Origin of the sequence: Ewingella americana, assembly GCF_006438725.1 — a bacterium.
Classification (GTDB): Bacteria; Pseudomonadota; Gammaproteobacteria; order Enterobacterales; family Enterobacteriaceae; genus Ewingella; species Ewingella americana_A.
This window is the reverse complement of record NZ_RCZD01000009.1, coordinates 18,043-33,515: the sequence shown is the minus strand read 5'-3', so window position 1 is coordinate 33,515 and position 15,473 is coordinate 18,043. Positions and strand designations below refer to the sequence as shown.

The 15,473-nt window shown below is 57.6% G+C and carries 16 protein-coding genes; 9 read left to right on the top strand and 7 right to left on the bottom strand.

What is annotated here, in order from left to right; all coding sequences use genetic code 11:
• Nucleotides 1-8: 8 nt before the first annotated feature.
• From EAH77_RS16500 to EAH77_RS16485, 5 genes are read left to right on the top strand one after another with little or no spacing between them, the layout of a single operon-like run.
• A complete protein-coding gene (locus EAH77_RS16500; RefSeq protein WP_170215679.1) occupies nucleotides 9-995 on the top strand; it encodes an ABC transporter ATP-binding protein in 987 nt (328 codons plus the stop codon).
• A 10-nt stretch (nucleotides 996-1,005) separates the two neighbouring features.
• A complete protein-coding gene (locus EAH77_RS25560; protein ID WP_241673474.1) occupies nucleotides 1,006-1,317 on the top strand; it encodes a hypothetical protein in 312 nt (103 codons plus the stop codon).
• Nucleotides 1,215-2,090, top strand: a complete 876-nt coding sequence (locus EAH77_RS16495) for an ABC transporter ATP-binding protein (RefSeq protein WP_241673481.1) — start codon at nucleotides 1,215-1,217, stop codon at nucleotides 2,088-2,090. Before EAH77_RS25560 ends, EAH77_RS16495 begins: the two co-directional genes overlap by 103 nt.
• Nucleotides 2,087-3,277 carry an amidohydrolase family protein gene (locus EAH77_RS16490; protein WP_140473907.1) on the top strand — a complete coding sequence of 397 codons (1,191 nt, stop codon included), beginning with the start codon at nucleotides 2,087-2,089 and terminating at the stop codon, nucleotides 3,275-3,277. The genes EAH77_RS16495 and EAH77_RS16490 overlap by 4 nt, the downstream gene beginning before the upstream one ends.
• A complete protein-coding gene (locus EAH77_RS16485; RefSeq protein WP_140473906.1) occupies nucleotides 3,277-4,761 on the top strand; it encodes a chlorohydrolase family protein in 1,485 nt (494 codons plus the stop codon). The genes EAH77_RS16490 and EAH77_RS16485 overlap by 1 nt, the downstream gene beginning before the upstream one ends.
• Before the next feature lie 38 nt (nucleotides 4,762-4,799).
• Here EAH77_RS16485 and EAH77_RS16480 read toward each other — a convergent pair whose 3' ends face one another.
• Entirely contained in the window at nucleotides 4,800-5,201 is a 402-nt protein-coding gene (locus EAH77_RS16480) for a nuclear transport factor 2 family protein (RefSeq protein ID WP_140474084.1), read from the bottom strand.
• A gap of 181 nt (nucleotides 5,202-5,382) precedes the next feature.
• On the opposite strand from EAH77_RS16480, the gene EAH77_RS16475 reads away from it, so the two are divergent.
• Nucleotides 5,383-6,648, top strand: a complete 1,266-nt coding sequence (locus EAH77_RS16475; protein WP_140473905.1) for an amidohydrolase family protein — start codon at nucleotides 5,383-5,385, stop codon at nucleotides 6,646-6,648.
• Between the two features lie 65 nt (nucleotides 6,649-6,713).
• Here the strand turns inward: EAH77_RS16475 and EAH77_RS16470 are convergent, their stop codons facing one another.
• Both EAH77_RS16470 and EAH77_RS16465 read right to left on the bottom strand, forming a co-directional pair.
• Complete coding sequence (locus tag EAH77_RS16470) at nucleotides 6,714-7,409, bottom strand: GntR family transcriptional regulator (protein WP_140473904.1); 696 nt, start codon at nucleotides 7,407-7,409, stop codon at nucleotides 6,714-6,716.
• A gap of 205 nt (nucleotides 7,410-7,614) precedes the next feature.
• The gene (locus tag EAH77_RS16465) at nucleotides 7,615-8,265 is read right to left on the bottom strand and encodes an SDR family oxidoreductase (RefSeq protein ID WP_140473903.1); all 651 of its coding nucleotides are present in this window, start codon (nucleotides 8,263-8,265) and stop codon (nucleotides 7,615-7,617) included.
• Nucleotides 8,266-8,433: 168 nt separating this feature from the next.
• On the opposite strand from EAH77_RS16465, the gene EAH77_RS16460 reads away from it, so the two are divergent.
• From EAH77_RS16460 to EAH77_RS16450, 3 genes are all read left to right on the top strand, one after another.
• Nucleotides 8,434-8,889, top strand: coding sequence for a MarR family winged helix-turn-helix transcriptional regulator (locus tag EAH77_RS16460; RefSeq protein WP_241673473.1), 456 nt, complete (start codon nucleotides 8,434-8,436; stop codon nucleotides 8,887-8,889).
• 178 nt (nucleotides 8,890-9,067) lie between these two features.
• Entirely contained in the window at nucleotides 9,068-10,771 is a 1,704-nt protein-coding gene (locus EAH77_RS16455) for an MFS transporter (RefSeq protein ID WP_140473902.1), read from the top strand.
• A 37-nt stretch (nucleotides 10,772-10,808) separates the two neighbouring features.
• Nucleotides 10,809-11,849, top strand: coding sequence for an HlyD family secretion protein (locus tag EAH77_RS16450; protein ID WP_140473901.1), 1,041 nt, complete (start codon nucleotides 10,809-10,811; stop codon nucleotides 11,847-11,849).
• Between the two features lie 6 nt (nucleotides 11,850-11,855).
• Here EAH77_RS16450 and EAH77_RS16445 read toward each other — a convergent pair whose 3' ends face one another.
• The 4 genes from EAH77_RS16445 to EAH77_RS16430 form a co-directional block, all read right to left on the bottom strand.
• Nucleotides 11,856-12,533: a methionine ABC transporter permease gene (locus tag EAH77_RS16445; protein WP_431306775.1), complete on the bottom strand. Its 678-nt coding sequence runs from the start codon at nucleotides 12,531-12,533 to the stop codon at nucleotides 11,856-11,858.
• A complete protein-coding gene (locus EAH77_RS16440; protein WP_140473900.1) occupies nucleotides 12,524-13,513 on the bottom strand; it encodes a methionine ABC transporter ATP-binding protein in 990 nt (329 codons plus the stop codon). The genes EAH77_RS16445 and EAH77_RS16440 overlap by 10 nt, the downstream gene beginning before the upstream one ends.
• The gene (locus EAH77_RS16435) at nucleotides 13,510-14,355 is read right to left on the bottom strand and encodes a MetQ/NlpA family ABC transporter substrate-binding protein (protein ID WP_140473899.1); all 846 of its coding nucleotides are present in this window, start codon (nucleotides 14,353-14,355) and stop codon (nucleotides 13,510-13,512) included. Before EAH77_RS16435 ends, EAH77_RS16440 begins: the two co-directional genes overlap by 4 nt.
• Nucleotides 14,356-14,417: 62 nt before the next feature.
• The gene (locus tag EAH77_RS16430; protein ID WP_161985818.1) at nucleotides 14,418-15,443 is read right to left on the bottom strand and encodes an isopenicillin N synthase family dioxygenase; all 1,026 of its coding nucleotides are present in this window, start codon (nucleotides 15,441-15,443) and stop codon (nucleotides 14,418-14,420) included.
• Nucleotides 15,444-15,473: the final 30 nt, after the last annotated feature.

The window sequence follows — 15,473 nt, the reverse complement described above, 5'->3', positions numbered from 1 at the left end:
AGGCCGATATGCATCAGGACACATCCCCCGCACCGTCAGCCCCGCCGCTGCTGAGCGTCGAAGGTCTGAGCGTGGAGTTTATGCACCGCAAAGGCGCACTGAAAGCCATTCATGACGTTTCATTTTCACTGGCGCCCGGCGAAATTCTTGGCGTGGTGGGTGAATCCGGTGCAGGGAAATCCCTCACCGGCTCGGCCATTTCCGGCCTGCTGGAAGCGCCGGGACGCATCAGCACCGGGCAGATTTTTTTCAACGGCAGGCGCATCGATAATCTGAGCGAAGCCGACCGCCGACAGCTGCGCGGGCGCAAAATCAGCTGCATTTTTCAGGACCCGCTGACCAGCCTCAACCCGGTATTAACCATCGGCGAGCAGCTGACTGAAACCCTCCGCACTCACCTGCCGCTGAATGCCCAACAGGCCCGTCAGCGGGCGCTGGCGCTGATGGCGGAGGTGGGGATCAGCAGTGCCGAACAGCGTCTGGACCAGTATCCGCATCAGTTTTCCGGCGGGATGCGTCAGCGCATTATCATCGCGCTGGCGTTATGTGTTGAACCGGAACTGATCATCGCTGACGAACCGACCACCGCGCTGGACGTCTCGGTGCAGGCGCAGGTATTGAGCCTGCTGAAACGGCTGTGCAAACAGCACCGCGCCGCCGTCATGTTAATCACCCATGACATGGGCGTGATTGCTGAAATCTGCGACCGCGTGGCCGTGATGTACGCCGGTCGGTTGATTGAAATCGGCCCGGTGCAGCAGGTAGTGATGCAGCCGCAACACCCTTACACCCGTGGGCTGATGGCCTCGATCCCCAGCCTGACCGAACGCCGTCCGCGGCTGGCGCAAATTGAGGGCGCGATGCCGCGTCTCAATCAGTTGCCTGACGGTTGTGCTTTTCATCCGCGCTGCGTTAAACGCACCGCCCACTGCAGCACGCAACAACCCGCACTTGATGTGAGCGGGTTGTCGCGTGTCGCCTGTTTGAATCTGTGAGGAGCGGGTAATGAATACTGCAAAACAGCATGAGCCGGAAGGCTTACCCACACCCATCGTGCCCGCCAGCCGCCACGCGCTGATGGAGGTTCAGGATCTGCATATTCGTTTCGACGTCGCGTCGCCGGGGCTGTCTGGCCTCTTCAAGCGGCAGAAAAAAGCGGTGTTACAGGCGGTGAGAGGCATCAGCTTTACGGTCTATCAGGGGAAACCTTCAGCCTGGTCGGCGAGTCGGGTTGCGGCAAATCCACCGTCGCCCGCGCGCTCGCCGGGCTGTATACGCCAAGCGAAGGCAGCATTCACCATGCGGGGCGGCCACTGACCGGCGACAGTACCGCGTCCGGGCGCGGCATCCAGATGATTTTTCAGGACCCTTACGCCAGTCTCAACCCGCGCTGGCGCATTGAACGCATCATTGCCGAACCGCTGATATTGCAAAACCGCGTCGGCAATACGCGTCAGGCCCGCCCGCAGGTGGCTGCCGCACTGCGTCAGGTGGGGCTTGGCGAGGCCGATATGTTCCGCTTCCCGCACGAATTCTCCGGCGGTCAGCGCCAGCGGATCTCCATTGCCCGCGCGCTGGTCACCCAACCCGATTTCCTGATTTGCGATGAGCCGACCTCGGCCCTCGACGTCTCCGTGCAGGCGCAGGTACTCAACCTGATGAGCGACTTGCAGGATAACCTCGGCCTGACCTACTTTTTCATCAGCCATAATATGTCGGTGGTGGCGCATTGCTCCGACCGCGTCGGCGTGATGTACCTCGGACGGATCGTCGAGCTTGGCCCGGTGGAAGAGATTTTCCGCCATCCCGGCCACCCTTATACCCGCATGCTGATTGACGCCATTCCGAAAATTGGCGCCCAATCAGGTGACCGCCAGCCGATAAGCGGCGATGTCCCCAGCCCGCTTTCGCCCCCTGCCGGATGCGCGTTTCACCCGCGCTGCCCGCTGGCGAGCGAACTCTGCCGCCTTGAAGCGCCGCCGGTCAGCCGGTTATCTGAACAACACCATATTGAATGCCACCACCCGGCCGCCGTTGCGCGCCCTCATTTACAGGTTCTGACCGCAATTCACCAGGGAGAAGATCAATGAGTTTGTTAATCAAAAAGGTACGTCTGTACACCGCGCCGGAGCACAGCGTCGATGTGTTGATCGAAAACGGCAAAATCACCCGCATTGGCCCGGATTTGGCGGCTCAGGCTGAACAGGTGCTTGATGGGAAAAATCAGCTGCTGTTGCCGGGGTTTATCGATGGCCACGCGCATATCGACAAAAGTTTGTGGGGCCGCGACGAGTGGTACGAAAATGATGTACCGCGCAATCTGGCGGCGATCATCGCCAATGAACGGCAATTCCGCCGCGAAAACACCCTTGACTCACAGTTGCAGTCCGAGCGCGTAGCACGCCAATGTGTCAGCCGTGGCACGTCGTTTATCCGCACCCATATTGATGTGGATAACGAAATCGGTGTGCGCCATGTGGAAGGGGTGCTCGCCACCAAAGAGAAGCTCAAACATTTGGTTGGCATTGAAACCGTGGCGTTTCCGCAGAGCGGGATTTTGCAAAGCCCTGGCACCGAAAAGCACCTTGAGCAGGCGCTGAAAATGGGCGCGGACCTGATTGGCGGCCTGGATCCTTGCTCGTATGAAAAAGACCCGATTGCCCACCTGAATATCATCTTCCGGCTGGCGGCCGAGTACGGCAAAGGAGTGGATATCCATCTGCATGAACGCGGCGAAATGGGCGCTTTCAGCGTCGAGCGCATCATCGCCAAAACCCGTGAATTCGGACTGGCCGGAAAAGTGACCATCAGCCACGCCTTCTGCCTTGGGATGGTCGAGCCTGAGCAGCAGCAGATTTTCGCTGAACAGCTCGGTGAGCTGAATATTTCGATTGCCACCACCGCGCCGGTGGATGTCGCCGTGCCGCCCTATCTGCTGCTGCGCGCCGCTGGCGTGGATATTTGCGCGGGCAACGACGGTATCCGCGACACCTGGAGCCCGTACGGCAACGGCGACATGTTGTACCGCGCCATGGCCGTCGGCCTGCGTTACCGCTGGCGCAAGGACAGCGAAATGCTCAATGCGCTGGACGCCGTGACCTTCGGCGGCGCGCGTGTAATGAAGCTTACGGACTACGGCATTGACGTTGGCTGCAATGCCGATCTGGTGCTGACGGATGCCCGCGTGGCGGCGGAAGCCATCGTCACGCTCAATGCAAAACATACGGTGATCAAACACGGTCAGGTGATTGTGGATGCCGGGGAGTCGCTGTTCTGATGGCCACCGGACGGATAACCCGCATTCGAGCGGGCTGGGTGGTCGGTTACGCTGAGGGCGATCACCGGCTGTTTGAACGCGGTGAAGTGGTGTATCAGGGTGACCGCGTGCTGTACATCGGCCATGATTATCGCGGTGCGGTCGATGAGGAGATCAGTGCGCCCGACGCGCTGGTTGGCCCCGGTTTTGTCGATCTCGATGCGCTCGGCGACCTCGACACCACGGTACTGGGTTTTGATAATCAACCCGGCTGGCAAAAAGGCCGCGTGGTGGCTGCCGACTGGCCGCGCCGCGATTTGCTCAGCCGTGAACAGCTCGATTTTAACAAGCTCTACGCCTATACCCACTTGCTGCTCAACGGCATTACCAGCGCCCTGCCGATCACCTCAATCCTCTACCGTGAATGGGCCGAAGATCTCGACGAATACCTCCATGCGGCAGAGGTTGCGGAGTCTCTCGGGCTACGGATGTGGCTCGGTCCGGCGTTTATGTCCGGCCATAATGTGGTGGAAACCAACGGCACTATCGGCGCACGTTTCAATGAAAAGCGCGGCCTGCAGGGGCTGGATGACGCGGTGACTTTTGCGCAGGAAATCAGGGCGCGAGGCAATCCGCTACTGAGTGCTGCACTGACGCCGGACCGCATCGAAGGCTGCACGGAAGGTTTGCTGCAGGCGCTGAGCCAGGCGGTGAATGAACTGCACTGCCCGACCCGCCTGCACTGCTGCCAAAGCGAACTGGAAGTGAATGAAATTGCCGCCCGCTTTGGCGGACGTAGCTCATTACAGGTGCTGGAGGATTTCGGTCTGCTGCACCAGCACATGCTGCTGCCGCACGGTCAGTTTCTGGGGGGGAAAGATCCCACCACGCAGAGTATCGGCCAGGATATTGCCCGGCTGGCCTCGTCCGGCGCGTCGCTGGTTGCCTGCCCGCTGGTCTCAGGCCGTCATGCCAAATATATGGAGCAGTACAGCGCACTGCGTCAGGCAAAGATCAATATTGCGCTCGGCACCGACACCTTCCCGCCGGATATGGTCACCAATATGCATCTCGGGACCGTGCTCAGCCGCGTGGTCAGCGGCAATGTCGCGGCGGCCAGTGCGGCAGACTATTACCGTATGGCGACGATTGGCGGCGCGGATGCCCTCGGGCGGCCCGATCTGGGGCGGTTATGTGCGGGCGCGCAGGCCGATATTATCTTCTATGACCTCAGCCAGCCTGCCATCGGCCAGGTGTTTGACCCGATCACCGCGATGGTCATCAACGGCAATGGCCGCGATGTCAGCCATGTGATTGTGGCCGGTGAAAAGGTGCTGTGGGACAGACAATTAGTGAAGCGCCAGATTGATCTCGACCAGTTACACCGCCAGGCGCAAAAGCAGTTGGGTGAGTTGATGCAAACCTACCCCGAACGCAGTTTCCGCCATCCGCCGGTGGAGGCGATTTTCAGACCGTCGTTTGAGGTAGTGCGGCGCAGTGTTTGATATGAGGTACGGGCTCTGCAAACGGAGCCCGGTTAGCATCAGCTTTTTTGCGAAATTTCCGGCACCAGAATCCATTCGGCGCTGTCGTTCCAGACATCCATGCGGGTGATTTTGCCGTCGCGAATTTCATAGCGGTCAACATAACGGTTACCGGCAAACGCCCGGCCGTCGGGCCATTCGCCATACAGCGTGCCATTTGAATACACCACCGTGTGGTCCTCTTTTTCCATCCAGTCATACTGGCCGATAGACTTCTTCACCCAGGCATAACGCGCACCGTTAAACGCGGTGATGTGATGCGCATCCGGCATGACCCGCTTTCCCGTAAAGGTGATCACCACGTCAGGTGCCATATACGTGGCGGCTTTTACCGGATCCGGTGCCATGGAGGCGGCAAGGAAATTGCTAACAATCTCTACGGCGAAATTCTGTTCTTTCATCATCTCTCTCCTTTCAGGTAATTAGACAGGGCTCTCTGTATGCTGTTGGTGCAGCCAATGCCCGCAGACAGTGCGCCTCCTCGCCAGAAAGCTGCCTGACACACGTACAGCCGCCATCTTAACAATGGCATCCATATTGCTAGCAATATTCATGCTAATGCTAGCAAGTGGAGAGGAATAAATGAATAAATCGTTAAGCACGGATTTGCGCATCCTGAATGCCCGCCTGCCGGACCACGAAAATGTGACGTTGTGGATTGAGAATGGCCGGTTTGTACAGCAGCCCGGCCATCAGCATCATCAAACCCTCGACCTGCAGGGCAAACTGGTGATCCCCGGCCTGGTTGAAACCCATATCCACCTGGATAAAGCCTGCATTATGTCGCGCTGTACGCTTAAGGCCGGCACGCTCAGCGAAGCCGTTGAGCAGACCCGGCTAGCCAAGCAGGAATTCACCGAAGAGGATGTTTATCAGCGCGGCGCACAGGTGCTGCGCAGCGCCATCATGCAGGGCACCACGCATATGCGTACCCACGTCGAGATAGACCCGCAGATCGGCCTGACCGGTTTTCGCGCCATCCGCCGTTTACAGGCCGATTTTGCCGCCGCGGTGACGCTGGAGATTTGTGTCTTTCCGCAGGAAGGCATGTTGAATAATCCTGGGACCGAAGCGCTGCTCTGTCAGGCCCTGGAACAAGGTGCGGATCTGCTGGGGGGTTGCCCCTACACGGACAGCGACCCGGCCGGGCAGATAGAGAGATTGTTTGAGCTGGCCTGCCACTATGATTGTTGTTTGGATTTTCATCTGGATTTTGACCTCAACCCGCAGGGCATGCAGCTCGAAGGGGTTATCGACTGCACGAAGCGGTTTGCGCGCGCGGGGCGCGTTACCGTCGGGCATGTTACCAAGCTGTCAGCCCTGCCATTAGCGCGCATTAACGAACTTGGCCATGCGCTGGCACAGGCGGGCGTTCAGGTGACTTCCCTGCCTTCCACCGATCTGTTTCTCACCGGCCGTGAGCACTTTCACCTTAAACCGCGCGGGCTGGCACCGCTGGCCGCGCTTGATGCCTGCGGCGTCACCTGTTCGATCTCCAGCAACAATATTGGCAACCCCTTTACTCCCTATGGCGACGCCTCGCTGGTGCGGCAGGCCAATCTGTTTGCCAACGTTTCACAGCTGGCGACCGGCGCGGAACTGCTACGCTGTCTGGCGTGGATCTCAACGGAGTCCGCCAAAATGCTGCGCCTGAAAGACTACGGTCTGACGCCCGGCTGTCATGCCGATTTTGTGGTCTTCGACGTCCCGTCGGCGTCAGCCGTCATTGCGCAGATAAGCCCGCCGGTGATGGGTTTTAAGGCAGGGATACAGACGTTTGAGCGCCCGGCGGCGCGGCTGCTTAACCGTGAAGGTGTTTTAGCCAACAATAAGGATTTCAGATCCTGAAAATAGCAGGGTGAGATCCTGACGAAGGCCATGGGCCGTCAGGCGCTAAAAACGGGTGGCCGTTCCTAGAGATCCGCCAGCGCCTGGCGCAGGTTGACGTCTCCACCTGGGGTGTCTTCCAGCGTCAGTTGCTGTTCCAGTTCATCGAGGTGTTCAATCATGACGGCGGCGGCCTGTTCGTTATCACCCGCTTCCAGCGCGGTGATGATCGCCTGATGTTCATCCGACTGGCAGGAAGGTACGTCATTGCGCTGATATAAGGCCACGATCAACGAACTGCGCACCATCAGATTGGCAAGAATTTCGCTCAGGACCTCGTTGCCACAAATTTCACCCAGCATCAGGTGGAATTCACTCAGTTCACGGACAATCGCCCGGCGATCGGTGGCGTTGGTGGCTTCACGCTCCCCACGCAGGTGAGCAGCAATGCGGTGCCGGTGGCGGCGCATCAGCTCAGGCGTGATGGTTTCAACGATGGCTCTTTCGATGGCGCGACGGGCGGTAAAGACTTCACGGGCCTCTTTGGCGGTCGGCTGAGCCACCATGGCGCCGCGGTTAGGCTCAATGGTGACGATACGCTGCATTGCCAGACGTTGCAGCGCGACCTGAACGTGATTGCGGTTAGCGTTCAGTGCTTCCACGATCTGCGCTTCAATCAGCCTGGCTCCCGGGCGCAAACGGTGTTGGGCGATGGCTTTGGACAAAATGTCGACAATACGCTGAACTTCCAGCTGCTTGGCGGTAGTGGTTGGAGTACTCATTAAAGCCGGATGCCTCGTTGTGCTGGTGATAAGTTCTTGTAAAAAGAATCCGCTAGATGTCTGGATCGGCTCTTTATTATCGTCTCAGCTTATCATTCCCCCACGTTTTGCCCAACGGTCAATATTTCGCCATGCCGGTGATTTAGGATTATTCGCCCCGTAATACGGCGGCATTTTGCACTAAATCCGCATGCCGCCGGACAGGTTACTGGCTTACCGCATCACGGATGGGCGTATCGCCACCCCGCAGTTCCCACTGCTGGCCGATGGAGTTTGGTGCCTGTAATACCGCGACCACAACCAGCGCCACATCTTCACGCGTCACTTCGCCGCGCCCGGCATTCGGTGACAACGTCACTAAACCGGTGGCCGGGGTATCCGTCAGCGGACCGGGGCGGATAATTGTCCAGTCCAGCGCGCTTTTACGCAGTTCGATATCGGCATCCCGCTTGGCTTCAATGTAAGCCTTCCATACCGGATCGGTGTCGGGTTTTATTGGGTTATCAACGCCGATGGCGGAAATCTGGATATAGCGCCGGACGCCAGCCTGATGCGCCGCCTGCGCCAGCAGCACGGAGCCGGCATAATCGACGGTTCTTTTACGTTCGGCACTGGAGCCGCCTCCGGCCCCGGCGGCAAAGACTACGGCATCAGCCCCTTGCAGGCAGCTTGCCAGCTGGTCAGCGGTGGTATTTTCGATATCCAACAGCACCGGCACAGCCCCGAGTTTTCTCATGGCAGGCACCTGCTCCTCTTTACGTACGATACCGACAGCACCGATGCCCTGCGCCACCAAATGCTTGATGATCAGTTGGCCGATCTGGCCGTGGGCTCCCACTATTGCGACCTTAGTCATAAATCCTCCCCTGGTTTACGTCTTTTTGCACATCGAACGTTAACTGTAGCACAGGGTTTTCCCTGCGGTTTTCTCCCGCGTCGATCGTGATTGACGGGCACTTAGCGAAACGTGCTACCCTGAGCGGCATAATTATTTCTGATTGAAACCATTTCCAACGAGGACCTTGTGACTACCTCCAACCGCCCTGAAATCCACTCTCCGACGCTGCGTTTCCTGCCCGAAACCATGCACATCGGACGCCAGCTTCGTACCTATTGTGATGCCCGTTTCAAAACCATCGGCCTGACGCTGGCGCGTGGTCAGGTGCTGTTGCATCTGGAAGCGGCTAACGGCCGGTTACCACAAGGTGAACTGACGGCGTTGCTGGAAGTGGAGCACCCTACCGCCATTCGCCTGTTTGACAGTCTGCAGGCGCTCGGCTATCTGACGCGCTGCGCTGGCGAGCAGGATCGCCGTTCGAAAGATATCGTACTGACAGAAGCAGGCTTGGCGCTGGCCAATGAGGTCCGCTCGATGACGGATGAGATCCTGATCCGCGTAATGCAGGGTATTTCCGCAGAAGACGTGGCCGTGGCGCATCGGGTCATGGCGAATGTCGCTTCGACACTGGCGGCCATGTAGCCCGCCGCAACCTTGCTTGAATCATTCATTTTTCACCCATTCACGATTGTAAATATCACCTCAATGAATAATTGATCTGGACACCAGTGACCCTTCTGATTACATTAATCGTTATATGTAGCTAGCTACAATGTAGCCGGGTAATTACCTGACGTATCATCACGTACAAGGTTTAGTCATGACTGCGGGATCCACTCCGACACCACAAACAGATCCCAATGAAGAGGTCGGTAATACGCCACAGCCGGTACCGGCATCGCCCCATCACCCCTTCGCCGCCCAGGTCAGCACCTGGCTGTGCCATTTTCCAAAATGGCGCATTGTGGTGTATGCCATGGCGTCATTGATCATCGGCATGACGCAGGGGTTGGGAATTAACCTGGTGGCCTCCAACTTGCCCGGCATTCAGGGATCGCTTGGCATTACCGCCACCGAAAGTTACTGGCTGGTGGCGGCCTACACCGCGACCAGCGTCAGTGGCACGATTTTGCTTTATAAAATCCGCACCCAGTTTGGTATGCGCCGTTTCGGTGAATACGGTCTGCTGTTTTTTGCCGCCGTGTCGCTGGCACAGATCTTTACCCATGATTTTCAGACTGCCGTCGCGGTACGTGCCGTGATGGGGTTCGCCATGGCTTCCCTCGGCCCGCTGGCGATTTTCTATATGTTTGAAATTTTCCCACCGGCCAAAAAACTGACCGCCGGTCTCTGTCTGGGGCTGGCCGGCAGCCAGATTGCCCAGCCGATTTCACGCATTATTTCACCCCATCTGTTGGATCTGGGCCACTGGCATCAACTGGCGTTTCTGGAGTCCGGTCTGGCACTGATCTGTCTGGCGATCATCTGGATCCTGCCACTGACCCATCCGCCACGGGTCAAAGTGTTTGAACGCATTGACTGGTTGAGTTACCCGCTGATTGGCACTGCGATAGCCTGTATTTCAGTGGTGCTCACACTTGGGCGTTACTACTGGTGGTTTGAAAAGTCGTGGCTGGGTGAAGTGCTGGTGCTCGGCATTATTACGCTGACGCTGGCCTTTATGGTCGAGCTGAAGCGCAAGAATCCGATCATTGATTTGCGCTGGTTGATGACGCCTGAAATGCTGATGTTTACCGGCTCGATGCTGTTTGTGCGCATGTTACTGAGCGAGCAAACCACCGGCATGGTGGGTTTTCTGACGCTGGTGGGTTTACAGAATGACCAACTGGTGACGCTGTTTTGGATCGTGCTGGCGATGACTTTCGCCGGGCTGGTGTTTGTCAGCATTATTCACCGCGCTGACCGCATCGTTTACATCCACCTGTTTGCCATGGTGCTGATCGCCACCGGTGCATGGATGGACGCCCACTCCACCGTCGATTCTCGCCCTGAACAGTTCTATATCAGCCAGGGAATGATTGCCTTTGCCGGGGCGATTTTCCTGCCCACTTCGCTGTGGCTGGGTTTTGTCAAAGCATTGCAGTTCGGCCAGAGCCAGATCATCAGCTTTATCCTGGTGTTTCTGACCACGCAAAACATCGGTGCACAGGTTGGCAGCGCCTTCCTCGGCACGATTCAAATTCTGCGCGAGAAGTTTCACTCCAGCGTGCTGATCGACAGCATCACGCTGCAAAATCCGTATGTGGTTGAACGCGTCGCGCACTACACCCAGGCGCTGCAACCGGTGATAAGTGACAGTACGCAACGTAATGCTCAGGGGCTGGCACGGCTGGGCGCTGGCGCCACGCAGCAGGCCGGATTACTGGCGTATAACGATGTATTTATGGTGGTGTTTTACATGGCATGGGGCTGTTTCGCCGTGCTGGCGCTGCATATCGTGGCACCCAAAATAGCAACAAAAATAAAAGCGGGCAAAGACGCGGGCGAAACCGTCGCCGCGTAGTTTCTTCAATCCTCAACCCAGAGATGTGATCCGTTTTATGAAAAATATTTTCCGCTATCCGTCCATTATCGCGGTGTTGTGTCTGGGTATTATCGGGGTGTTTATCGTGCTCTACACCTGGCAACTGTTCCCGTTCAGCTCAAAGGTAGAGACCACGGATAACGCCTATGTGCGTGGCAACGTCACGCTGGTCAGCCCGCAGGTGTCGGGTTATATCACCGCCGTGAAAGTGCAGGACTTTATGCCGGTTAAAAAAGGCGACGTGCTGTTTGAGATCGACGACAGCACCTACCGCCAGGAGTTGTTACAGGCCGAAGCCACTGAAGCGCAACAGCAGGTGACGCTGGATAATTTCGGCCAGAACCGGGCGTCCGGCGCGGCCAGCCTGCAACTGGCGGAAGCCGAGTTGCAAAGTGCGCAGGCCACCGCCAATAAAGCTTCGCTGGACTCGAGCCGTAACGGCCCGCTGCTGGCCAGCGGTGTGGTGGCGAAAACCACCGGTGATGAAGTGCGGGCTGCCCAGCTTAAAGCGCAGGCCGAGGTGGCAAAAGCCAAAGCTTCAGTCAATATCGCTCAGCAGGATTTGGCGCTTATCGATGCGGGCAAGGCGTCGTTACAGGCAGCGTTAAAATCGGCGCAGGCCAAAGTCGCCGTCGCGCGTATTAATTTACTGCATACGCGGATTATTGCGCCGGCTGACGGTCAGCTTGGCGAAGTCAGTGGCCGTGCGGGGCAATATGTGTCGGCGGGCACCCTGCTGACCTCGGTCACGCCACAAACGGTCTGGGTGAACGCCAATTTCAAAGAGCGCCAGTTGGCGGAGATGGTCACCGGCATGCCGGTAACATTTACGGTAGATGCGCTGAACGATCATAAATTCCAGGGACATATTTCGCGGATTTCCCCGGCAACGGGTTCAGAGTTCAGCGTACTAAAAGCCGATAACGCCACCGGGAATTTCACCAAAATTTCACAGCGTATCGCGGTCAGAATTGAGATAGACACCAACCAGCCGCAAAGCAAGCAACTGCGGCCAGGAATGTCTGCGGTGGTCAATGTGGATACGGCGGCGCGATAAAGAAAATCAGCGCCGGTGTGCCAGCGAGCGGACAACACGGTCGCCTAAGGTTTGAATGATCTGCACCATGATCACCAGCACCACGATGGTCGCAACCATCACCTGATTATTGAAGCGCTGGTAGCCGTAGCGGATCGCCAGATCGCCCAGCCCACCACCGCCAATCACGCCGGCCATAGATGAGAAACCAATCAGCATCACGATGGTCAGCGTGAGGCCCGCCAGCAGCGCGGGCAGCGCCTCGGGTAACAGCACGGTGAAAATCACGTAACGCAGCCCGCCGCCCATCGCCTGAATGGCTTCAATGCGGCCTTTATCCACTTCATCCAGCGCATTCTCGACAATACGCGCAAAAAACGGGATCGCCCCCAGTGTGATAGGCACCACGGCGGCGGTACTGCCGAGCGTGGTGCCGACAATCAGACGGGTCAGCGGGATCAGAGCAATCAGCAGCACCACAAACGGCAGCGAGCGGCCAATATTGACCACCGTGCCGAGCGTGGCACTCAGTTTAGGCAACGGCGTTAACCCATGACGGCGGCTGATAAACAGCAGCACCCCAAGCGGTAAACCGACCAGCAGCGTGAAGAGCGTCGCCAGGCTGACCATATACAGCGTTTCGCCCGTGGCATTGAGCACCAGCGCGTAAAGTTCGTCCCACGACAAACTGTTTCTTATACCCATTCTGCTTTCACTCCCCGCTGATTCAGAAACAGCATCACTTCAGACAGATCCACGCCACCCATCGGCGGCTGGAATGCCACCCGTAAACGGCCAACCCGCTGACCGGCGATTGACTCCACCCCACCGCCAAATAAGGTCACGCCAACGCCGTGTTCCTGCGCCAGCGAACTGAGTACCGGCGAGGCCCGCAGAATGTCGTAAAACGTCAGCTCTGCCACCGGCAGCAGCGGATTGACCGGCAGTTCCGGCAAACCGCAATCTGGCATCAGCGCTTTGCCGAGCAGCGAATGGGGGTCAGACAGCAGTTGGGCTATCGGCCCGCTCTCCTGCAACTTTCCGCCTGACAGCAGCGCCGCATGGTCACAGATGGATTTCACCACGTTGAGTTCATGGGTGATGAGCACAATGGTCAGCCCGAGCTGTTGATTAATGCTGCGCAATAAGGCCAGGATGGAATCGGTGGTTTCCGGGTCCAGCGCACTGGTCGCTTCATCCGATAACAGATAGCTGGGCCGCGCCGCCAGCGCACGGGCGATGCCGACCCGCTGCTTCTGACCGCCGGAAAGTTGCGAGGGAAAGGCGTGGGCTTTATCGCTCAGCCCCACTAAGTCCAGCAGTTCCGCCACGCGTTTTTGCCGCTCATTACGACCCATACCAGCAATTTGCAGCGGCACTGCCACGTTATCGCTGACGTTGCGCGCATGGAGCAGATTGAAATTCTGAAAGATCATGCCGATACGCTGACGCTGCAACCGCAGGTCTTTGTCGCTGAGCTGCGTCAGATCACGCCCGTCAACCAGAATACGGCCCGAATCGGGCCGCTCCAGTAAATTCAGACAGCGGATCAGGGTACTTTTCCCCGCGCCGCTGCGGCCAATAATGCCGAACACCGCACCGTCGTTGATGGTCAGAGAGACGTCCTGCAATGCCGGAGCGCCCTGTCCTGCGTACTGTTTGGTCAGATGTTCGGCGACTATCATGATTTATTGCCTGCCGCAGAAACCGGAATGACCGAACCGTGGTATTTGTCGGTAATAAATTTCGCCACTTCCGGTGACTCCAGATCTTTTGCCAGCTGTTTAATACGCGGATCAGACGCCAGTTTTTCGCTGGTGACCAGAATATTGGCGTACGGATTGCCCTTGGCTTTTTCCAGGCCCAGCGCATCTTTGGCCGGGTTCAGCCCGGCTTCCAGCGCGTAGTTGCCGTTAATCACCGCCAGATCGACATCATCCAGTGAGCGCGGGATCTGCGGTGATTCAATCTCGATGATTTTCAGGTGCTTCGGGTTATCCGCGATATCTTTTGGTGTGGCCTGATCTTTGGCCGGGTCATTAAAGCCCGACTTCAGCGTGATCAACCCCTGATCGCGCAGCAGATAGAGCGCACGGCTCAGATTGGTGACGTTATTGGGCACGGCCACTTTGCCGTTGTCCGGCACCTCTTTGTAGCTTTTGTATTTGCTTGAGTAGACACCCAGCGGCTCAATATGCACGTTAGCGGCCACGGCGAACTTCACGCCCAGCGCCTGTTCCTGTGAACGCAGGTACGGCAGATGCTGGAAATAGTTGGCATCCACATCGCCGTGCGCCAGCAGTTCGTTGGAGTTCACGCCGTTCGGAATTTCGATGATTTTAAGATCCAGACTCGGATCGATTTTCTGCACATAAGCCAGAATTTCGGCGTGCGGTACCGGGTCAGCGGCAACCCGCAAAGGCTCAGCGGCAAAGGCCGATACTGACGCAACCAGCGCCGCCGCTGCGGTGAAACGCCCGATCACTGACGGGGAAAAAGACCAACCTGCAACCACATTTTTCAGCATAGAGAACCCTTAGTATTGTTGTTTTATGTTGTGATGGAACGAACGTGTGACGAAAAAATGCATCAGGCCGTGGTGGTCAAAATGTCAGCGTAGTAGCGCTGTGCCACGTCGGGGTGCGAACGCAGGCGGCCTTTAAGGTAGTTAAAGCCGACATCGCGGAATAAAGGATTGAGCGGATCGCTGGCCGGGCCGCGTGCGTCGCGGGCCAGTTCTGCCGGAAGCGGGAACAGCGGCACTACGGCGTCGAGCTGAGCACCAAGGAAAAAGGCTAATGAGAGACGCTCCTGACCGGCAGGCGGTGAGACCACGCGGTGCACGGTGGCCCGCAGATAGCCGTTAGTCGCGAGCTCCAGCAGTTCGCCGATATTCACCACCAACGTATCTTCCAGCGGCAGGGCATCCACCCACTGGCCCTCTTCCACTTCTACCTGCAAACCGCGCTGTTGATCCTGCAAAAGGAAACTCAGAAAACCGGAGTCTTTATGCGCGCCAACGCCCTGTCCGCTCTGGCCTTCGCTGTGGCCGGGATAGCGAATCAGCTTGATATGTTCGTTGGGTTTATCGCCGTACAGCGGGTCGAAGGTTTTCTCCGGCAGTTGCAGCGCCAGCGCAAAGGCACGCAGCAGGCGCAGCGACATGTGTGTCATCTCCTGCTGCCAGCGCAGCAGCAGCGGGCGTAACTCCGGCAGAGATTCCGGCCATTGGTTCGGCCCTTGCAGTCTGGCCCAGCCAGGGGTTTTGGCTTCCAGCGGTAAAGGCTGGCGTTCGGCACCCAGATCAAACTGTTCTCGCCAGTCCGGCTGACCGCGGGTGATTTCCGACGCCGCGCGGTTGTAGCCGCGAAAGTGCGGTGAGTTGATCATGCCCACTGCCAGTTTCTGTTCATCCGGCAGGGCAAAAAAAGCCCGCGAAGCCTGCTGTACATCGCTCAGCAATTGTTTATCAATGCCGTGGCCTTTCAGGTAGAAAAAACCGATATCCCGTGCGGCAGAGCGCAGTTGCGAGAGGAACGCTTCGCGTGACTGGCCTGGCTCGGCAAACTGGGCAAAATCAATTAAGGGGATATTGCTCACTTTATTTTCCAACATAGCTTCTCCAATATAGCGCCTCCAGTACGG

Coding starts and splice junctions, on each gene's coding strand:
- EAH77_RS16435 (WP_140473899.1), bottom strand. CDS start 14,355: ATGCTGAAAAATGTGGTTGCAGGTTGGTCTTTTTCCCCGTCAGTGATC.
- EAH77_RS16485 (WP_140473906.1), top strand. CDS start 3,277: ATGGCCACCGGACGGATAACCCGCATTCGAGCGGGCTGGGTGGTCGGT.
- EAH77_RS16450 (WP_140473901.1), top strand. CDS start 10,809: ATGAAAAATATTTTCCGCTATCCGTCCATTATCGCGGTGTTGTGTCTG.
- EAH77_RS16455 (WP_140473902.1), top strand. CDS start 9,068: ATGACTGCGGGATCCACTCCGACACCACAAACAGATCCCAATGAAGAG.
- EAH77_RS16430 (WP_161985818.1), bottom strand. CDS start 15,443: ATGTTGGAAAATAAAGTGAGCAATATCCCCTTAATTGATTTTGCCCAG.
- EAH77_RS16465 (WP_140473903.1), bottom strand. CDS start 8,265: ATGACTAAGGTCGCAATAGTGGGAGCCCACGGCCAGATCGGCCAACTG.
- EAH77_RS16470 (WP_140473904.1), bottom strand. CDS start 7,409: ATGAGTACTCCAACCACTACCGCCAAGCAGCTGGAAGTTCAGCGTATT.
- EAH77_RS25560 (WP_241673474.1), top strand. CDS start 1,006: ATGAATACTGCAAAACAGCATGAGCCGGAAGGCTTACCCACACCCATC.
- EAH77_RS16445 (WP_431306775.1), bottom strand. CDS start 12,533: ATGGGTATAAGAAACAGTTTGTCGTGGGACGAACTTTACGCGCTGGTG.
- EAH77_RS16440 (WP_140473900.1), bottom strand. CDS start 13,513: ATGATAGTCGCCGAACATCTGACCAAACAGTACGCAGGACAGGGCGCT.
- EAH77_RS16490 (WP_140473907.1), top strand. CDS start 2,087: ATGAGTTTGTTAATCAAAAAGGTACGTCTGTACACCGCGCCGGAGCAC.
- EAH77_RS16500 (WP_170215679.1), top strand. CDS start 9: ATGCATCAGGACACATCCCCCGCACCGTCAGCCCCGCCGCTGCTGAGC.
- EAH77_RS16475 (WP_140473905.1), top strand. CDS start 5,383: ATGAATAAATCGTTAAGCACGGATTTGCGCATCCTGAATGCCCGCCTG.
- EAH77_RS16480 (WP_140474084.1), bottom strand. CDS start 5,201: ATGAAAGAACAGAATTTCGCCGTAGAGATTGTTAGCAATTTCCTTGCC.